Annotated in this window: 15 protein-coding genes and 1 other annotated feature; of the genes, 2 read left to right on the top strand and 13 right to left on the bottom strand. The window is 28.8% G+C overall.

The window, feature by feature from the left end; all coding sequences use genetic code 11:
• Window positions 1-10 precede the first annotated feature (10 nt).
• Window positions 11-2,689 (bottom strand): calcium-translocating P-type ATPase, PMCA-type, encoded by a 2,679-nt coding sequence (locus tag N4A48_RS08660; protein ID WP_293665492.1) that lies wholly within the window; start codon window positions 2,687-2,689, stop codon window positions 11-13.
• A 128-nt stretch (window positions 2,690-2,817) separates the two neighbouring features.
• Window positions 2,818-3,426: a TerD family protein gene (locus N4A48_RS08655; RefSeq protein ID WP_293665491.1), complete on the bottom strand. Its 609-nt coding sequence runs from the start codon at window positions 3,424-3,426 to the stop codon at window positions 2,818-2,820.
• A gap of 226 nt (window positions 3,427-3,652) precedes the next feature.
• On the opposite strand from N4A48_RS08655, the gene N4A48_RS08650 reads away from it, so the two are divergent.
• The gene (locus N4A48_RS08650) at window positions 3,653-5,134 is read left to right on the top strand and encodes a TerD family protein (protein ID WP_293665490.1); all 1,482 of its coding nucleotides are present in this window, start codon (window positions 3,653-3,655) and stop codon (window positions 5,132-5,134) included.
• Between the two features lie 65 nt (window positions 5,135-5,199).
• Here the strand turns inward: N4A48_RS08650 and N4A48_RS08645 are convergent, their stop codons facing one another.
• The 11 genes from N4A48_RS08645 to N4A48_RS08595 all read right to left on the bottom strand — a co-directional run bounded on the left by N4A48_RS08645 (window position 5,200) and on the right by N4A48_RS08595 (window position 17,960).
• Window positions 5,200-5,778, bottom strand: a complete 579-nt coding sequence (locus N4A48_RS08645) for a TerD family protein (protein WP_293665489.1) — start codon at window positions 5,776-5,778, stop codon at window positions 5,200-5,202.
• A 28-nt stretch (window positions 5,779-5,806) separates the two neighbouring features.
• The gene (locus N4A48_RS08640; RefSeq protein ID WP_293665488.1) at window positions 5,807-6,379 is read right to left on the bottom strand and encodes a TerD family protein; all 573 of its coding nucleotides are present in this window, start codon (window positions 6,377-6,379) and stop codon (window positions 5,807-5,809) included.
• Between the two features lie 219 nt (window positions 6,380-6,598).
• Entirely contained in the window at window positions 6,599-8,659 is a 2,061-nt protein-coding gene (locus tag N4A48_RS08635) for a YcdB/YcdC domain-containing protein (RefSeq protein ID WP_293665487.1), read from the bottom strand.
• A 70-nt stretch (window positions 8,660-8,729) separates the two neighbouring features.
• On the bottom strand, window positions 8,730-9,188 hold the full coding sequence (locus N4A48_RS08630; RefSeq protein WP_330665084.1) for an NUDIX hydrolase: 459 nt from the start codon (window positions 9,186-9,188) through the stop codon (window positions 8,730-8,732).
• 25 nt (window positions 9,189-9,213) lie between these two features.
• The gene (locus N4A48_RS08625; protein WP_293665486.1) at window positions 9,214-9,720 is read right to left on the bottom strand and encodes a GNAT family N-acetyltransferase; all 507 of its coding nucleotides are present in this window, start codon (window positions 9,718-9,720) and stop codon (window positions 9,214-9,216) included.
• A gap of 310 nt (window positions 9,721-10,030) precedes the next feature.
• On the bottom strand, window positions 10,031-10,600 hold the full coding sequence (locus tag N4A48_RS08620) for an HD domain-containing protein (protein WP_293665485.1): 570 nt from the start codon (window positions 10,598-10,600) through the stop codon (window positions 10,031-10,033).
• A 39-nt stretch (window positions 10,601-10,639) separates the two neighbouring features.
• Window positions 10,640-13,045: a U32 family peptidase gene (locus N4A48_RS08615; RefSeq protein WP_293665483.1), complete on the bottom strand. Its 2,406-nt coding sequence runs from the start codon at window positions 13,043-13,045 to the stop codon at window positions 10,640-10,642.
• Window positions 13,046-13,112: 67 nt separating this feature from the next.
• A complete protein-coding gene (locus N4A48_RS08610; protein WP_293665482.1) occupies window positions 13,113-13,616 on the bottom strand; it encodes a cell division protein ZapA in 504 nt (167 codons plus the stop codon).
• A gap of 60 nt (window positions 13,617-13,676) precedes the next feature.
• A complete protein-coding gene (gene pheT / locus N4A48_RS08605) occupies window positions 13,677-16,058 on the bottom strand; it encodes a phenylalanine--tRNA ligase subunit beta (protein ID WP_293665481.1) in 2,382 nt (793 codons plus the stop codon).
• 12 nt (window positions 16,059-16,070) lie between these two features.
• Window positions 16,071-17,090, bottom strand: coding sequence for a phenylalanine--tRNA ligase subunit alpha (pheS, locus tag N4A48_RS08600; protein ID WP_293665480.1), 1,020 nt, complete (start codon window positions 17,088-17,090; stop codon window positions 16,071-16,073).
• 288 nt (window positions 17,091-17,378) lie between these two features.
• Window positions 17,379-17,594 (bottom strand) — a binding site (T-box leader).
• Between the two features lie 87 nt (window positions 17,595-17,681).
• A complete protein-coding gene (locus N4A48_RS08595) occupies window positions 17,682-17,960 on the bottom strand; it encodes a hypothetical protein (RefSeq protein WP_293665479.1) in 279 nt (92 codons plus the stop codon).
• A 302-nt stretch (window positions 17,961-18,262) separates the two neighbouring features.
• Here N4A48_RS08595 and phnD point away from each other — a divergent pair, with 302 nt between their 5' ends.
• Window positions 18,263-20,140: a phosphate/phosphite/phosphonate ABC transporter substrate-binding protein gene (gene phnD / locus N4A48_RS08590; protein ID WP_293665478.1), complete on the top strand. Its 1,878-nt coding sequence runs from the start codon at window positions 18,263-18,265 to the stop codon at window positions 20,138-20,140.
• The last annotated feature ends 33 nt before the right edge of the window (window positions 20,141-20,173 follow it).

Raw genomic sequence — 20,173 nt, 5'->3', positions numbered from 1 at the left:
AATACATTTTTTATTTTAATTCTTCATCAAGTAGAGGTTTCGTTAGTATTTTTCTAATAATATCTATAGGAATAATCGTTACAGATAAAGCAACAATACATATCCATTCTTTACCATACAATCCTGCAGTTCTTAATATTTCTCCTCCAAAGTAAGTCATTATAATTTGTACTACAAATATTAAGCCTACTACCTTTAAGAAACCTCTATTTTCTTTTATATTATCAAATAAATTGATAGATTCTGTTCTAGCATTAAACGTATTAAAAGCATTTAAAAATATGAAAAAGGCAAAGAATCCTGTTAAGAAATAAATTTCTTCATTTCCTTGTGCTCCTACTCTAAATATACTTCTAATCATACTAGACTTTAAAAAGAATATACTTATAGCTGCAACATAACAACCATTTGTCAATATAGAACTCCACATATACTTACTTATTATAGACTCACTTCTTTTCTTAGGAGCTTCTTTCATATATCTATGTAAAGCTGGCTCTCCTCCAAATGCAAGTGCAGCTAAGGTATCCATAACCAAATTAACCCATAACATTTGTGTCATAGAAAGAGGTAAATCTACTCCTATAAAAGGACCCATAAAAGCTATTAAAATAGCTCCAACATTTACTGTTAATTGATACGTTATAAATTTTCTTATACTATGGTATATAGTCCTTCCATAAAGAACAGATTTTACTATAGACATAAAGTTATCATCAAGAACAACTATGTCTCCAGCTTCTTTTGCAACCTCTGTTCCACTACCCATACTAAATCCAACATCTGCTTTTTTAAGAGCTGGTGCATCATTTACTCCATCACCTGTCATGCCGACCACTAAGTCAAGTTCTTGAGATACCCTAACAAGTCTACTCTTATCAGTAGGTAAAGCTCTTGCTATTACCTTAATTTTAGGTAATATTGATTTTAATTGATCGTCTGACAAATCTTTAAGTTCACTAGAAGTTAAAATCATATCATCTTCTGATTTTAATAACCCTGCTTCTTTTGCAATTGCCACAGCAGTTTCTTTTCTATCACCAGTAACCATAACTACTTGAATACCAGCTTCCTGAGACTCTAATATTGCTCTCTTTGATTCTTGTCTTAAATCATCTCTTATTCCAATTATTCCAACTAAAGTTAATTCATTAAGTTCTTTTTCTTCATCCAAATTTTCACTTGAAGTTGCAACAGCTATAACACGAATAGACCTACTAGCCAATTCGTCAATTTTGTTCTCCAATTTAGATATATCATTTAACTTTTGTATATCTGCATTTTCATCATAATAAAATTTACACTTTGAAATTATTTTCTCTGGAGCACCTTTTATTAAGCTTAAGTTATGATCTCCTTTTATTTGGGTTGCAGAAAACTTTCTATCACTACTAAAAGGAATATCTACAACTTTTTCATTTTTGAAAGAAATAGATTTAGCCTCTTCCTCTAAAAATCCTAAAACAGCTCTTTCTGTTGCGTTACCACCTATTATTTGAGTATTTCCACCTGAACTTGTAAAAATAGCATTAGTATTTTCAATTATAGATAAAGCTAGTATAGTTTTTAAACTTGTCGGTATTTTATTAAATTTATCATACGATTCATTTTGTCCATTTACAAATGTTATTACTTCAAGCTCTCCCTTTGTAATAGTTCCTGTTTTATCAGAGAATAATATATTTAAACTTCCAGCTGTTTCTATTCCTATCAATTTCCTAACCAATATATTGTCACTCAAAAGCTTTTTCATATTTAGTGATAGAACCATAGCTATCATCATCGGAAGACCTTCTGGAACAGCAACTACTACTATTATTATTGCTAAAATAATAGCTGTAACCAGATCATTTACTGGGTTCTGCCAATCTGAGCAATATCCTATTATACTAGCCATATTATATCCATTGTCTATAACTATTTTTTTGAACATAAAAGAAAAAGCTATAAAAACAGAACCTATATATCCAAATTTACTAATTCCATCAGCTAGATTTCCAAGCTTTACTTTAAGAGGTGATTCTCTTTCTTCTGTTTGCATTTCTTTAGCTAGTTTGCCATAAAAAGTTTCATCTCCAACAACTTTAACCTCTAAAACAGCTTCTCCTGATACAACTACTGTATCTCTAAATACTTGGTATTCATTTAAGAAATCAGTAGTATCTTTATCATATTTATAATTTTTATCTGAAGTATATTTTTGTGCTTCTTTTGTTTCTCCATTTAAAACTGATTGATCTAATTGTAAGTTACCTTGTATAAGAACACCATCTGCTGGTATCTTATCCCCGGTTTGCAGTAAAATTAAGTCACCTACAACTATATCGTCTATTAGTATTTCTTTTACTTTACCACTTCTATATACCTTACATTTTATTTTAGAAGCTTCTTCTTGTAGCTTCTGAAAGCTTTCTTCATTAGTATACTCTGACCAAGTAGCTACTAATGTTGCAAGTAATATAGCTACAACTATACCTACAGATTCATACCACTCGGTTTTTCCTAAAAAGAAAAATATCACATTTACTATAAGAGCTAAAATTAATATTTTTATTATAGGGTCTTCAAAATTCCCCTTGAACTTGTCCCAAAAACTTTCTACTTCTACTGATGCTAATTTATTAGTTCCATATTTTTTTTTGGATTCTTCTACTGAATTTTCATCTAGTCCAGCAAATTTATTTTTCATATGATTTCCTCCTAATATTTCCCTCTTTTCTGATTTTCTAACTTACTTTTGCCAGGGAAATAGTTTAATACCTCCACCATCAATGAATTGATAGTGGAGATAGTAAGTTGCTTGATCTTACATTAAATCTATTTATATCTTTTTACAAATTCTCTTATAGATGGATCATTAGTTCCTTCTCCAACAGCTGCAAATTTCCATTCCCCATTATGTCTATACATTTCACCTACAACTAAAGTAGTTCTTCCTACATAATCATCAGTTAAATTATATCTTATTAATTCTTGCCTATTAGAAGAATTAACAACTCTAATAAAAGCATTTTTGATTAATCCAAAATCTTGTTTTCTTTTAACACAATCGTATATATTTACAATAAACACCAACTTGTGAATATTAGATGGAACATTATTTAAGTCTACAATTATTTGTTCGTCATCTCCATCTCCATCTCCAGTAAGATTATCCCCTGTATGTACTACACTTCTACATTCACTCTTTAAATTTCCAAAATAAATTATATCCTTTTTCTCACCTATTTTTTCATTAGAGTTCAACATCAAAACAGAAGCATCACAATCTATACTGTGCTGTCTACCTCCACCAAATAAACCACTTAATAACCCTCCTTGATTTCTTTCAACTGGATCCCATCCAAGACCTACCATTACCTTAGATATTCCTGCATTTCCTTTTGTTAAATCTATTTTTTGCCCTTTTTGTAAATTAATTGCCATAATATTCCCTCCTTACTTTTAATATAAACATAATTAATATTATACTTTTCTATGCAAAGATAGTTAAATCCTTTAATAATCTTTGTAATAGCATTAAAAACATAATAAGATATATTCTTCATTTGTTCTTTAGTTTATATTAACATAAAAATAACATTATATGGTAGAATAAATAATGTGTAGTAATAAATTTAAAATCTATTCGTTTGAAAGGAGACAGATTGTTATGTCAGTTTTATTGAAAAAAGGACAAAAAATATCTTTGATAAAAGCAGACCCCTATTTAAAAGATGTAATTATAGAATTAGGGTGGAATATAGATTCAACTAATATGATTGATTTAGATGCTTCCACTTTTTTACTTACCGAATCAGGTAAAGTTCAAAATGAAAACGATCTTATATTTTATAATAATCCAGTTGGTGCACAAGGTGCTGTAGTATATAACGAAAACAATCAAAACAAATTTAATAATATAGACAATAGACAAACAAAAATAGAGTTATCAAAATTGCCTAACTATATTCAACGCATTGCATTCACTCTTACTATACACCAAGCAAATGCTCGTAGACAGAATTTTGGACAAGTTCAAAATGCTTATATAAAAATATTTAATGGGCAAACAAACAAAGAATTATTTCGTTATGAACTTGGAAAAGATTTTTCTGTTGAAACAGCAATAGTCATAGCCGAAATTTATCGATATAATAATGAGTGGAAATTCAATGCTATTGGCAGTGGGTTTCAAGGAGGATTAGCTGCACTTTGTAATAACTTCGGTATACAGGTACAGGAAGATAAAGTTAAAACTTCAACACAGTCTATAATGCCTTCTAACCAATCCTATATTTCTCCACAACAAATGCAAAATATAACCCCTGCACCTGACATGAATATGAGTTATAATAACAACAATAATAATAATCTTAGTTATAACAACAACAATAGCCTTAGCTATAATAACAATAATAACCTTAGTTATAATAACAATAATAACCTTAGTTATAATAACAATAATAACCTTAGTTATAACAATAATAACCTTAGTTATAACAATAATCATATGAATTCTCAACATAATATAATATGTCCTCGTTGCAATTCTAATAATGTTACCAATGAGAAAAAAGGATTTGGAATTGGAAAATCAGCCATAGGTGGAGTTCTTCTAGGTCCTCTTGGTATGTTAGGCGGATTTATAGGAAAAGACGATCTTGTATTCAATTGTAACTCTTGTGGTACTAAATGGTCTATAGAACAAGATAAATACAAAAACATAATAAATGATCAAAAGAAAAAAGTACTTGAGCTTTTGAATAAATATAAGAGTAAAGATTTATTAGACCCAATAGTAGCTTCATTTGCATTAATTTCTATGGCAGATGGTAGACTAGATAACCGCGAGAAACAAAAAATAGCTGAATTTATAAATCAAAATGAAACTCTTCGTTTTTTTGATATAAATACAATTATGTCTCGCTTTAATTATTTTGTAAGTAGAATTAAGCAAGACCCTATAATGGGAAAAGCTGAGGCTATTAGAACTTTAAGTTTTATTAGAGGCAACATTGAATTATCTGTACTTATAGTAAATTACTGTGTTGCAGTAGGATATTCAGATGGTGCCTTAGATCAAAACGAAAAACAAGTACTAATTGAAATTTGTAATCAGTTAAATTTGAATCCTTATGATTTTTCATATTAAATTTACACAATTTTAAGGTGCTTTATAAAATAAAGCACCTTAAAATCAAATAAATTTATATATTGTTAAACTGAAAGTCCATAGTTACGACAAAGATCTCCTAATCCTCCCGAGAACCCGCTTCCTATAGCATTAAATTTCCATTCCCCATTATGTCTATAAAGTTCACATACTACCATAGCTGTTTCTATAGAAAAATCTTCTCCTAAGTCATAGCGAACAATCTCTTGATTACTTTCCTCATTGACTACCCTAACAAAAGCATTTGATACTTGCCCAAAGTTCTGTGCTCTAGCAACTGCATCATGTATTGTAATAGATATAGCTATTTTATCTATATTTTGCGGAACCTTACTGAAGTCTATTTTTATTTGTTCATCATCTCCATCACCTTCTCCAGTACGATTGTCCCCTGTATGTATAACAGAACCATTTCCGCCTTTTAAATTGTTATAAAAAACAAAATCTATTTCATTTATAACTTTTCCATTTTTATCAGTTAAGAAAGCAGATGCATCTAGATCAAAATCATGCCCTCCATCATATTTATTTGTATCCCATCCTAGACCAACAATAACTTTTGTTAATCCTGGGTTAGTTTTTGTTAAATCTATACGTTGTCCTTTTGATAATTGAATTGCCATAAGAAAACCCCCTATAGTTTAATTTTTTCTACAATCCATATGAATTAACTAAAGCTGCTAATCCCCCTTGATATCCACTACCTACTGCACTAAATTTCCATTCCCCATTATGTCTATAAAGTTCTGCAACTACGATAGCTGTTTCTATAGAAAAATCTTCACCTAAATCATATCTAATTAATTCTTCTTTATTTTCTTCATTTATTATTCTAACAAAAGCATTAGATACTTGACCAAAATTTTGCTTTCTAGTTTCCGCCTCATGTATTGTAATAGTAAATGCCATTCTTTCTAATTCTGTAGGAATAAGGCTCAAATCAATATTAATTTGTTCATCATCACCATCTCCTTCACCTGTTAAGTTGTCTCCACTATGTACAACACAATTATTTACTCCTACCTTATTATTGTAATATATGAAATCTTTTTCTGAGCCTGCTTTTCCTGAACTATTCAATAAAAAGGCAGATGCATCTAAGTCAAAGTCATGTCCTCCATCATACTTATTAACATCCCATCCTAAACCTACTATAACTTTTTTTAGTCCTGGATTAGTTTTTGTTAAATCAATTTTTTGTCCTTTTGATAAATTAATAGCCATTTTATTTACCTCCTTATTCTTATTCAAACAAAGTTTAGAAACATATGGTTGATGTTATTATCTTTATTTGAATACGATTCTACCATATATCCTAAAAATTGTATACTCATTTTCTACTATTTAAATACAATCCTACTTATTCATAATACCCTATTGTAGAAAATTATATTCATATATCAAGAAGCTACCTCAATCAAATATTGAGATAGCTTCTTTTTTTTACTTATTCAAATAGTTATATATCATAATCGCTGCATTAGCTCTTGTAAGTTCTTCATTTAAATTTAACTTCTTATCATATCCTGATACTATGTTAAGTCCATACCCTATAGATGCATATCCTTTGAAATTTTCATCTACATCTTCAAACGGACAATTAAATATCCCTTTTATATTTGCTACTGATTCATATTTTAATCCATCTATAATAATTTTTAATGCTTCTTTTTTAGTTATTACTTTATCTGGATTAACATCCTTTTCATCTATTATTCCTTCTCTTATTAAGTATTCATATATTCTATCAGTGTTATCATAATAAGAATTTATAGTTTGCATATAGAATTTTAAGAAATCAACTTGAGTTATTTTTTCATCAGGCTTAAAATATTCTCCATCAAATTTTATTCCAAGTTCACTAAGTTTTTCTATTTGATTTTGTGCATAATGTCTTTTTATATCCTTGTATTCTACTTTTTTAACTTTTTTATACTTTTCTTTATCATTGTATATTATATCTCCATTAACAGCATCTATATTATGGGGAATAGTATTATTTAAAGTATAAACCAATTTAGCGTATTCTTTTTCTTTGTTATTCTCATAATCATAGTCTATTTTATATTCAAGATTTAAACCTATTTTATCAAATAAAATGCTGTAAGCTTTATTTATATCTATAACATTTGGTTTCTTAAATTCAATATCATGCCATACTATATTAAGTGAATTTATACTTCCCTCAACTGCATCATATCCAATTGTTATATAGTTATTTTCATATTCTATACCATTTACCATTCTATTGAATTTAAAATTATAGTATCTTGGCTTATTATTTTCTTTAATGTCATATAATTCATCGTAGCTATCGTCATACTTTAATGAATTCATTTTTTCACTATAAAACTCATTTAAAAACTTCTCAGTTTCTTTTTTTGCATAATCTTTATTGTATTTTGCTTTAGCTTCTTCCTTATATGGTAAATATTTGTGGAATCCCTTTATATCTCCAGTAGATGCATCTATAGATACATTAATACTTCCTAATTTTTTATCCTTTGAATTATAGTCTAAATACCATGTAAACTTAGCATCACCCCAATAGTTTTTATTTAAATAATAGCTATTTAATTTATAATCAGAAGATATTTTTATAAATTTAGATTCCCTAGCTATTTTATCTGCTTTTTCCTTGGTTATTAATTTAGAAACTTCATTTATAGCCTTTATCTCTTCCTCTGATAAAGCAAGTGTTTTCTTATTCACACTTAGCATATCACTTGCTCTTCCCCCCTCAAGATAACCAATAGGTAAATCTATTTTTATTTTTTTACCAGTTAAAGCATCTATAGCATAAGAACTTCCATATTTAGTAGTATAAACAAGATATGGCTTTGAATCTTTATCATATCCTCTTCTATAAACTAATTTAAGTCCTAATTCGTCAATATATTTTTGTTTGGCTTCATCTAATCCTATTGCTTTATTCTCATCTTTAAATTTAATATTGTAATTATACTTTGCATCATAATCAATTACTTCCTTAGTCTGCTTATTTACATCAATACTAACTCCATTATTACGAAAATGAACTCCGTCAATTAATCTAACATAATTAAAATAATAAGAATATCTTTGTATGTTAGTATTATCTTCTTCTATATATTTTAGCTCACCTGCAAGATCTGGAGCTACATTTTTTATAAATTTATCTGCTATTTTTTTAGCTTCATTCTTGCTTATAACATTTATACTTGCTTCATAATTCTCTTTTGCGTCATGCTTACTATATCTTATAATATTTCCATCAGCGTCTATCGAAACATATATTCTTGTACTAAGCTTCTCATCTGTACTCCAGTTTAAATTCCAAATAGTTTTACCATTATTGCTCTTATTGTATTCAAAGTTTTTAAATTCATCACCTATATTAAATTTATTCTTAGCATTCAATATAGCTTTTTGCAAACCATCATCTTCTTGTGCTATGCTTATAGATGGTATAAATGTAAGTACCATCATTATCAAAGACATAATAAAAGCTATTTTTCTTCTCACTTCAAATCATCTCCTTTTATTTACTTTCTCTATATTAGACGATGTATAGTTATAAAAAGTTCCATTATTTTTAATAATTTTTAACACTATAATCTATCAATTCTTTATTTTCATATACTATTTTCCCTGAGAAAAATTCATACTCCTGCATCCATTTTAAAAACAGCCTATCTCCCTCCCAAAGATTAAGTTCTTGTATTTTATCATCATCTACCCACTTTAAATCGCCTTCATTACAATCTATAATTTCTCCACTATAATCATAAGCTGTAAATAAAAACACATACCAATCTTCATCATCCTTAAATTTTGGAAAAGTAAGTATTCCCTTCAATTTAGGATTTGATATATCAAGTCCACTTTCTTCTTTAACCTCTCTTATTATACACTCTTCTGGAGTTTCACCTTGTTCCATCTTACCACCAAGACCTACCCACTTACCTTCATGTATATCATTTTGCTTTTTAGTTCTATGTAGCATAAGTGTTCTGTTGTCTTTTTTTATATAACACATAGTAGAATTTTTCATAATTATTTCTCCTTTTATCAAAAAATCATAACCTATAGAAGTAATTATTTTCATCATCCACAGAATCTATAAAATCAAAATTACAATTAGTTAACACCCTATTTGATCCTATATTTGACTTTGATACCCTTGCTTTAATCCCATTACACTTTGGAAATTTCGAAGCCCAATTTATTAAAAGTGATAATGCTTCAGTCATAAGCCTTCTACCTCTATAATTAGGAGATATGCTATATCCAACTTCTGAATATGCACTTTCATATAATATTCCTTTAAAGCCAATAAAGCCTATTCCATATTGCTTATTTTTATCTATAATTAACCAATATGTATACCATTCATGAATATCCTTATTTATATTTTTCATTTTTTCTATTTTTTTCGATATAGCTAATCTTACATCATCAGATATTGCTTCAAATTCAATTAAAGTTTCTATATTTTCAAACATACCAATTTTAATGCTTAATAATTCTTCAAATGACAAAGGTTTCAAAAACAATCTTTCTGATTCTAATTTTCTTTCATCCAATAAAACCCCTCCATTCGATTCCCTTATAAGTAGTTTTGAGTTTGTATATATTTATTCTAGATTATATACAAACTTAAAACTGAGGCTCATTTAAATGTTAGCTATTTTGGGTTAACATTTTACTATAAAACTTAGATTATGATGTTTAAATATCTGTTAAAAAACTTCATTGTTTGACCTCAAGGGAGTTTATGAAGTTTTAAGATATTTAAACATCACAATCTTTAGTTTTATTAAAATGTTGACTAAATAGCGGTATTTCAATGAGCCTCAGTTTTCACTAAAGTACTAATATACTTTTAAAATTATTCTATAATCCTAAATCATCAGAAATTTCCTTCATAGCATTAAGAGATAACTCCGCAAACTCTGCAAATGTTATTCCAAGCTTTTCTATAGATTTCATAGCTCCTCTATCAGCCCCAGCTGCAAATCTTGTTTCCTTCATTCTCTTCGTTATAGATTTTACCTTTACACTATTTATCTTTTTATCAGGATAAACAAGTGTTATAGCAGTTATAAATCCAGTTATAGGATCTGCTGCATATATTGCTTGATCCATTTTACTCTCTATTTTTACTCCACAGTCTTTGTTATGTGCACATATTGCGTGATACATTTCTTCATCTCCAAAGCCCTCTTCTTTTAATAATTCTACAGCCTTTGGTCCATGAAGATTTCCCTCTCCATTTTTGTAATCTAATAAGTCAGCATCAAGATCATGTAAAAGTCCAGCAATAGCCCATTTTTCTTCATTTTCTGGTTCTATTTTTTTAGCAAGATTTCTCATAACTGCCTCAACTGCATAAGAGTGCTTAACTAGATGTTCCGTACTCAAATGTTTGTTTAGTATTTCTACAGCATTTTCCCTTGATATCATTTATAAACATCCCCTTTAGCATATTTTTCACTTGATACTTTATTCTACACCTCTTAAGTAATGTCCTTTAGTAATTCCTTCGTTTATCAATCTTTCATACATATCACTATCGTTACCTTCAAAGTCATTATCTATTATATCTATATATGCTTTAACTATTTCTCTTATAAAGTTCTCTTCTTCAAATGTAAACTCTAATCTAAATACATTAACTCCTGAATTATATATATCTTCTAAGTGATCAATCATACATAAAATCTTAGAATTGTATATTACAGACCTACAGAATTTATCTTGATCTATCGGGAATTCTTGTCCTTTTTCATCCTTTATTAAGTACTTATATTGATTACAAGCTCCACATCTTTTATCTTTATTACAATCTCTAGTCAAAACTCCCATAGGACAGTATTCACTTATCATTAAAGGTATTCTAGAGTACACTATTGATTCAGCTTCTATATCAACGTAACTTAAAATATTTTTTATCTCATGCATATTAAGCTCAGGAGATAAACATATCGATTTTATATTTTCATTTTTAAGATGCTCTATAGCTTCACTATTGAATACGTTTAAATAATAGTCTGCGTACATATTGTAATCAGATAATTTACTTATCATACCAATGTTAGATACTAAAAATTTATCAACTCCCATATCAGTTGCTTCATCTAATATATTATATTGATTATTTCTAAGTATTCTAGGAGGACAGTACACTATATTTTGATTATGCTCTTTACATAATTTCATAGCATCTTTTAATGTATCTATATCTTCATAGTATATAGTATCAATATCTAAATCTACTATTTTTCTAAGCTGAGACATTTTTCTTATCTTTACATTCATCTTAGTGTCTCTTACATTTTTATCTAATTTTTCTTTGTCTTGTGTATCTATTTTTAATAATTTTCTCTTGTTTATATTCTTTCTTTTAGAATTTAATTTTTCAACAGCATCCCTTCTTATTTCATTTAAAAGACTAACAGGTATGCTTATATTTTCGTCTTTATCTATTAATACAGATTCTAATTCATAAGCTGTGTTCCCAAGCTTTGATAATTGAGTTTCTATTTTTTCATCTGATAAAGCTACCTTTATAGCTTTTTCTACTTTTTTACTTCCTACAACTTTAACCTTATTGTCGTCTTTATCTTTTATTAAAAGAGTTGGATATTCATCAAGCTTTAATATTGTCTTTCCTTTTATAGGAATCTTTTTAACTTCAACTTCATTTTCATAAGTTCTTCTAGCTCTATCTAAAAGTTCACTATCTAAAGTCTTATATACTTCTTGTCCTATTTTTATAGGTATATTAAAATCAAGCTGTATAGTATCTCCCGCATGAGCCTCTGTAAATATATTGTTATTTTTGAGTATTCTCCCTACATTACCTCCACCAACGCTTAGTCCATCACCTTTTTTAAGTGTATTTTCAAGCTTTAATGTTATTTTATTCCTTCTTTTATCTACATCTACAACCTTACCTATATAAAGACCTGTATTATTAGGTTTTTCAGGGTTCATTATTTCTTTTCCACTTTTTTCAAGTATATATCCTTTAGTAAACCTTCTATTGAAGATACTATATAAATCGTCTAAAGTTTCTTTTTTTACTTTTAATTCTTTATTATTCATATAATAATCTACAACTTCTCTGTATGCTCCAACTACTGTAGCTACATACTCAGCTCTTTTCATTCTTCCTTCTATTTTTAAAGATAAAACTCCTGTATCTATTATTTTATCAAGTTCTTCTATTGTATTTAAATCTCTAGGGCTTAATAAATACTTATCCTCTAGCTTAACACTTGAATTATTACTCTTGTCTATTAAATCATATACTTTTCTGCAAGGTTGAGCACATCTTCCTCTATTTCCAGACCTTCCTCCTATCATACTACTCATAAGACATTGACCTGAATAGCATACACATAAAGCTCCATGTACGAATACTTCTATATCTACAGAAGTGTTTTTAGATATATGTTCTATTTCTCCTACTTCAAGTTCTCTTGCAAGTACAACTCTTTTAAACCCTAATTTTTCTAAGTATTTAACATCTTCAAGTGAATGAGCAACCATTTGTGTACTTGCATGTATTTCAAAATCCGGGAAATGTTCTTTAACCAGTTTTGTCATACCTATGTCTTGAAGTATAAGGGCATCTACGTCTATGTTATATAAAAAGTTTATATATTTTAAAAAGTATTTTATTTCATTTTCTTTTATAAGAGTATTTACAGTTACATATACCTTAACATCTCTTATATGTGCATACTCAACTGCTTTTTTCATTTCCTCTGCATCAAAATTATTAGCTGATGCTCTTGCTCCAAAATTTTTTCCTCCAAGATATACAGCATCTGCACCATTTGATACTGCTGCTCTTAGAGCATCAAAATTTCCTACTGGTGCTAATAGTTCTATATTACTCAAATTACCAACTCCTATGTTATTAAAGAACAATACCTCCAGGTTTATTTTTTCCTGGAGGTATTATTCTTTATTGTTTTTCTTCTAATTCAATAATTTTCATCTGCATGTCATATAATCTGTTTTGAAAATCATTTGCTATTTCTTCAGCCTCTTTAAGTCGTTCATCTTGTTCTTTAAAGCTATTTTTTCTTTGTTCATACTCTTCTTTAACTGAAGTTAGCTCCTCTTTATATTTTTTTAGTTCTTTTTCTAGCTCTTCTATCTTTTTATCTCTTTCACTTATATCAGTTTGAAGCTCTATTAAAGTTGTGTTTGCATTTTCTAAATCTTGAAGAGGTTTTTTGTATTTAGTGTTAACTTCATCTAACTCGTATGAGCATTTGAAAAGTTCATCCGCTATATTTAATGTTGTCAAAACTGCTGCCATGGCTATACTCAAGCTAGGATTAGCCTTGACTACTTCCTGCATCTTATCATCCACATAGCTAGCAACTTTTAACAAGTATTCCTTTGGCTCTTTTCCAACCATGTTGTATTCTTGACCATTTATTCTTACGGTAACTTTGTTCACCTTAACTCAGCCCCTTAAATATTTCTCTTTACTTACTATTGTAAGTTTTTTTTAAGGATTTTACAATCTTAAATTAGCATTTATTTGTTCGCTAAGTTGTTTAAGTATATTTTCGTGAACTTTATTTACCTCTTCATCTGTAAGAGTTTTATCTTTACTTCTATACACTAAAGAGTAAGCAACAGATTTATGCCCTTCTTCAATTTGCTCTCCCTTATATACATCAAATAACTTAAAGCTTTCTACTAAGCCTTGAGAGTTTTTAGTAATTATATCCTCTATTTCCTTAACATAAACTTCATCTTTAATAAGAAGTGCTATATCTCTTGTCATAGCAGGATATTTAGGAAGTGCTCTATACAGCTTTTCATCTTTTGCATAAGTTAATAATAATTCAAAATCAAACTCAGCAGCATATACTCTCTTATTTATATCATAGTTTTCTAATACATCAGGATGTAATTCTCCAAATACCCCAACTATATTATCATTGTATGCTATATTAGCACATCTTCCTGGGTGGAATGTAGTGTGATTTTTCTCTGGTAATACTTCATAATTTTCAAACCCTATGTTTTTGAATAGTTCTTCAACTATACCTTTCATATGAAAGAAATCTATAGAATCTTTATACATAGATATACATAAAGATTTTCTCTCAACAGGCATTATTTCATCCATAGGCATGAAAGTATTTCCTATTTCAAAGGCTGCAAACTCTTCAACTTTCCTAGAGTTATTTCTAGCTGAAACATCTAGCATATTTGGTAAAAGCGTAGTTCTCATAACACTAGTTTCTTCACCTAGAGGATTTTTAATCTTTATAAAGTTTCTCTTTATAGAATGCTCTGGAATATTTATTTTATCTACTCCTCTTGGACTTACAAATGAATAAGTTAATATTTCATTAAGACCCATAGAAACCAAACTGTTCTTTATACCTTCTTCAAATAACTGCTCTACAGTTTGAAGACCCATAGTGTTATCTCCGTACAGCATCTTAGATGGTATATTTTCATATCCATATATTCTAGCTATCTCTTCTAATACATCAGCTTCTTCTGTCATGTCAAGTCTAAAGCTTGGAACTGTAATTTCAACCTTATCTTCAACTAACTCACATTTAAACTCTAAGCTCTCAAGTATTTCTATAAATTGGTTAAGAGGAATATTTTCTCCTAATAATTTATTTATTCTTTGAGGTCTAACAGTTATTTTTTGCTCTTTTACAGGAATATTGTAATTTTCTACTATTCCTTTTAATACAGTTCCTGCATTTAACTCTTCAATTAACTGTGCAGCTCTATTTATTGCAGTTTCAACTAAATTAACATCTATTCCTTTTTCATACTTAGAAGATGCGTCTGTTCTTAAATTAAGCTTCTTAGAAGTTCTTCTTATACTATCAGCATCAAAATTAGCACTTTCAAGAAGTATAGTCTTAGTATTATCACTAACTTTCGAGTTTTCACCACCCATAACTCCAGCTATTGCAACAGGTTTTTCTCCATTAGTTATTAAAAGCATATCACTATCTAATGTTCTTTCAATCCCGTCTAAAGTTGTACACTGTTCTTTATTCTTAGCACGTCTTACAAGTATAGTATCGCTTTCCAACTTTTCTAAATCAAAAGCATGAAGTGGTTGTCCAAGCTCTAACATAACATATGCAGTAATATCAACTATGTTACTAATAGGTCTAATGCCCGCTTCTATAAGCCTTCTTTGCATCCAGTATGGAGATGCCTCTATTTTAACATCTTTTATTATTCTAGTAGCATATCTTCTACATAAAGCTTCTTCCTCTATATTTATGTTAAACTTACCTACATCATCTGATTCTTTAACCTCTATATTAGGGTATTTAAGCTCTTTTCCTATTGTAACAGCGGCCTCTCTTGCAATACCTAAAACAGATAAGCAGTCTGGTCTATTTGAAGTTATCTCGAATTCTATTAAGGCATCATTTATTCCAAGTACTTCTTTAACGTCTGCTCCTAATTCGTACTCTTCATCTAATACGTATATTCCATCTCTTTTATTTTCTTCAATCATACTAAAAGGAATTCCAAGTTCTTCACTTGAACACATCATACCTTGAGATAATTCTCCTCTTAGTTTTCCTTTTTTGATTTTTATTCCACCTGGAAGCTTTGCTCCAACTAATGCAACAGGAATTAAATCTCCCTCTTTTACATTTTTCGCTCCAGTTACTATTTGGATAACTTCTGATCCAATATCAACCTTTGTAACTATTAACTTATCAGCATTTGGATGCTGAGTTATTTCTAATATTTTACCAACTGCAACCTTTTCTATATCAGCTCCAAAATACTCAACCTTTTCAACCTTTGATCCAGTCATAGTCATTTTATCAGCAAATTCTTGTGTATTCATATCTATATCAACATATTCTCTAATCCATTTAACAGGTACTAACATATCAACACTCCCTTAAAATTGATTTAAAAATCTCATATCGTTTTCAAATAATAATCTTATATCATCTATCTCATACTTAAGCATTGCTATTCTATCTACACCCATACCAAAAGCAAATCCGCTGTACTTCTCTGGATCTATTCCACAATTTCTAAGCACATTCGGGTGAACCATTCCAGCTCCAAGTATTTCTATCCAACCTTCACCTTTACATACTGAGCATCCTTCTCCCTTACATTTAAAACAAGTTACATCTACTTCTGCACTTGGCTCTGTAAATGGGAAGTTATGCGGTCTAAACTTGGTCTTAGTACTCTCTCCAAATAATTGTCTAACAAATTCATTAAGAGCTCCTTTAAGTTCTGCCATTGTAACATGCTCACCTATTACAAGTCCCTCTATTTGATGGAACATTGGAGAGTGAGTAGCATCCGGTGCATCAAATCTAAAGCATCTTCCAGGTGCTATTATCTTAATAGGTGGAGTAGTTGACTTCATAGTTCTTATTTGAACTGGAGATGTTTGAGTTCTAAGAAGTAAATTGTCATCTATATAGAAAGTATCACTCGTATCTCTTGATGGATGATTCTTAGGAGCATTAAGTGCATCAAAGTTATTAAATACTGTTTCTATCTCAGGTCCCTGAGCAACCTTGAATCCCATTCCTGTAAATATATACTTAACTTCATCTATTATCTGAGTTATAGGATGCTTCTTCCCTACCTTAAACTCTTTACCAGGCATAGTAACATCTAAAACCTCTTCTTGTAATTTTGCATTTTTTTCTATAGCCTTTATTCCCTCTTTTTTAGAAGCTATAGCTTCTTCAATCTCAGATCTTACCTCATTTGCAACCTTACCAATAACAGGTCTTTCATCTTTTGATAACTTACCCATTCCTTTTAATATATCAGTTATCTCACCCTTTTTACCTAAGTACTTAACTCTTAAGCTTTCAATCTCGTCCATTTTGACACATTCATTAATCTGTGCTAGGGCACTGTCTTTTATGTTAATTAATTGATCCTTCACTTAATTCACCCTTCCCTATATTATTTTTTTACATATTAAATTAGCTTTTTAAAAATATTTATATAAAAATATAAGCGATTGCCTTTAGATATTTTGCTATAAAGCTTGTTATTTGACGTTTAATAATCTGTTAAAAAGTTTCGTTGTCTGAGCATAGCGAGTTTAGAAACTTTAAGATTATTAATAAGACAAATAACTTAGCTTTATCAAAATGTCTTTGCATTAGTGGTATTTTTATATAAATATTTTTACTACTTTAAATTAATATAAAAAAAGCCTTCAATCCCTGAAAGGGACGAAAGACTTATATTCCGCGGTACCACCCTAATAGCCTATTAAATAGACCACTTTAAAGACTTAACGCGTCCAACGTTAAAACCTACTGTTATTTCAGCTTTACAGCTCCAGAGTGAACTTCTTTTGATATCTTAGGGAATAATTTCAGCTTTATATTCCTCTCTACTCTAAGATTATTCAAAATACTCTCTCTTTCACAGCTTTTATATATTAAACTTTATGTTGCATTATATCATATTTTCAGGTTATTTACAAGGTAGTTTTTAAAACCTAATTAAACATAGGCTATGCCAATTATTTAATTGCTTTAATGTGAGCTATGTCGTTCCAATTTTTAGAAGTTATTACTTCTACTGCCGTTACATCTTTTTTTAATTCTTTGAAATCACCTTTAGTTTCAGCTAAATCAAATCTAATATTTTCTACATCAACTTTAATAATATCAACCTTATGCTCGAGAGCTTTTAAAATTTGGGTATTTTCTAATACTTGGTTTTCCAGAGAGTCAAGACGTTCATTAGTTTTATTTTGAGCATTTAATATTTTCTGAAGTAAGTTTTCTATATTATTCATAATTTTCACATCCTTTAGTTGAGTATTTTAAATCACTAATCACTTAAAATTTTGAACCCGATTAATTATATATTAATTATATCACACAAAAATATATGTTTTTATAGGAATATATGTTATCGACTAAGGTTATATAGCGATGTAATAGTAACTGAATAAATATAACGTATGTCCTTACAAGAAACATAAATCGTTACCTTATAAAAGAGTTATATATCAATAATATTTTACAATAAAATCGTAAAATGGTATAATTTAGTATGTGTATTCATTTAAATATATCCCAAGGGGAGGGAAAATACTTGAAAAATAATCGTCTTATTTTTATCTTAATTATCGGACAATCATTAATTTTCTTGTCTAGTTTATTTGATTTTTTTATAATTAAAGTAGCTTCTGCTATAACTTTAATTACCACAGGCTTACTAATTATTGATTTATTATTTAAAAGTTCATCTAACAAGAGCACTCCAGAAATTTCAAATCAGCATATACCTAAAGATAATGAGATACACGATAAATTATTTTTAGTATCCGAAACACTAGGATTTAATATTCATCAATTGTCTTGGTTATCAAAGGATAATATAGTTGCATTTAATAATTTAGTTGATATTTCATATCAAATAAGAGAGTTAAGTGAAACAAATACTGCAAATATGCAGGAAACAAATTCAATGATTAACCAATTATCATCAACTTCTGAAGAATTAAATGAAAATATAAATAATATTGAAAATCAGTCGACTCAATCACATGAAATGTTAAGTCAAAACCTTGATACTATGAATAGTATTGGAGAATTTTTAAAGGATTTTAAGCATGTTATTGATATGGCAGTCAAAGATAACGACTCATTGCAAAACTCTTCTAAAAAAATCAATTCTATCGTTGATTATATAAAAAATATATCTAGACAAACAAATCTTCTTGCATTAAACGCTTCAATAGAAGCAGCTAGAGCAGGCGAATCAGGAAAAGGTTTTTCTGTTGTTGCTACTGAGATTAACAAATTATCCAATGAAATAGATGTATCAATCTCAAAAATAGAAGGTATATTAACAGAAATACTAGACGGAATAAATAATTCTAATAATACAATGAAGCTTCACAAAGATAAAGTAAAAAAGGTTGATGATATATCAAAAAAATCAACAGAAATAATTGAAAAGGTTGATGTGATTGTTAATAAAATTAAAAATTCAGTCACTACTATTAAATCAATGTCAACTAAACAAAACGATTTAGCTAGAGAAATTGATTCTACATCAGAAGTAGTAGCTTGTGCTGTTGAAAAAACAAATAATATCATTTGTGATTCTATAGATATGATAAATCTTCAACAAAACAAAAACGATGAAATACATACCTATTTTAATAAATTAACTCAAATAACAGAAGACCTTCAATCTATAACAGTCAAATCAAAAAAAGAAAATGAATTAGTATTTGGAATAAATCCATTTACATCTCCAGAAAATATTAAAAATATGTATATTCCAATATTAGATTGGGTTTGTAAAAGCACAGGATTTAAGGCTAGAACTGTTATAGTTAAAGATTATGATGCCATTAACCAAGGTATAAATGATGGTTTAATAGATGTTGGATGGTTCTCACCTTTTGCTTATGTAAACGCTCGTAAAAAAAGCAATGTAATTCCTATTGCAACTCCTAAAATTAGCGGAAAAAGTACATATGATGGTTACATTATCGTTAGAAAAGATAGCTCTATTGAAAAGTTATCTGATTTAAAAGATAAGCATTTTGGATACGTTGATACAAATAGTGCTTCTGGGTATTTATATGCTCGTAATATCTTCAAATCAAATAATTTAAATCCTGATAAAATTTTTAATAAAGCCTCCTTTATGGGAAATCACGATAATGTTATAAAAGGAGTTTTATCAGGCGAATTAGATGCAGGTGCAACATATAGCGAAGCATTAGAAAATTTTAAATATAGGAATTCATCTATGAACAATATTAAAATAATTGAATCTGTACATAATATTCCTAAGGATGCTATAGCTGTTAGCCCTAAAATTTCAGATGATATCATCCAAAAACTTAAAGATGGTTTTATAAAATTTACACCTGACTCAAGCTTAAATACTCCGATAGATGGATTTAAGGAAAGCCATGATGAGGTGTATAATGTAGTTAGAAAAATTATATAAAATTTTATCACAAAATTAAACTAGGTCTATTAA

Origin of the sequence: Tepidibacter sp., assembly GCF_025210165.1 — a bacterium.
In the GTDB taxonomy this organism is placed as follows: Bacteria; Bacillota; Clostridia; order Peptostreptococcales; family Peptostreptococcaceae; genus Tepidibacter_A.
Note: the sequence above shows the minus strand (reverse complement) of the source record. Positions and strands in the feature narration are given on the sequence as shown.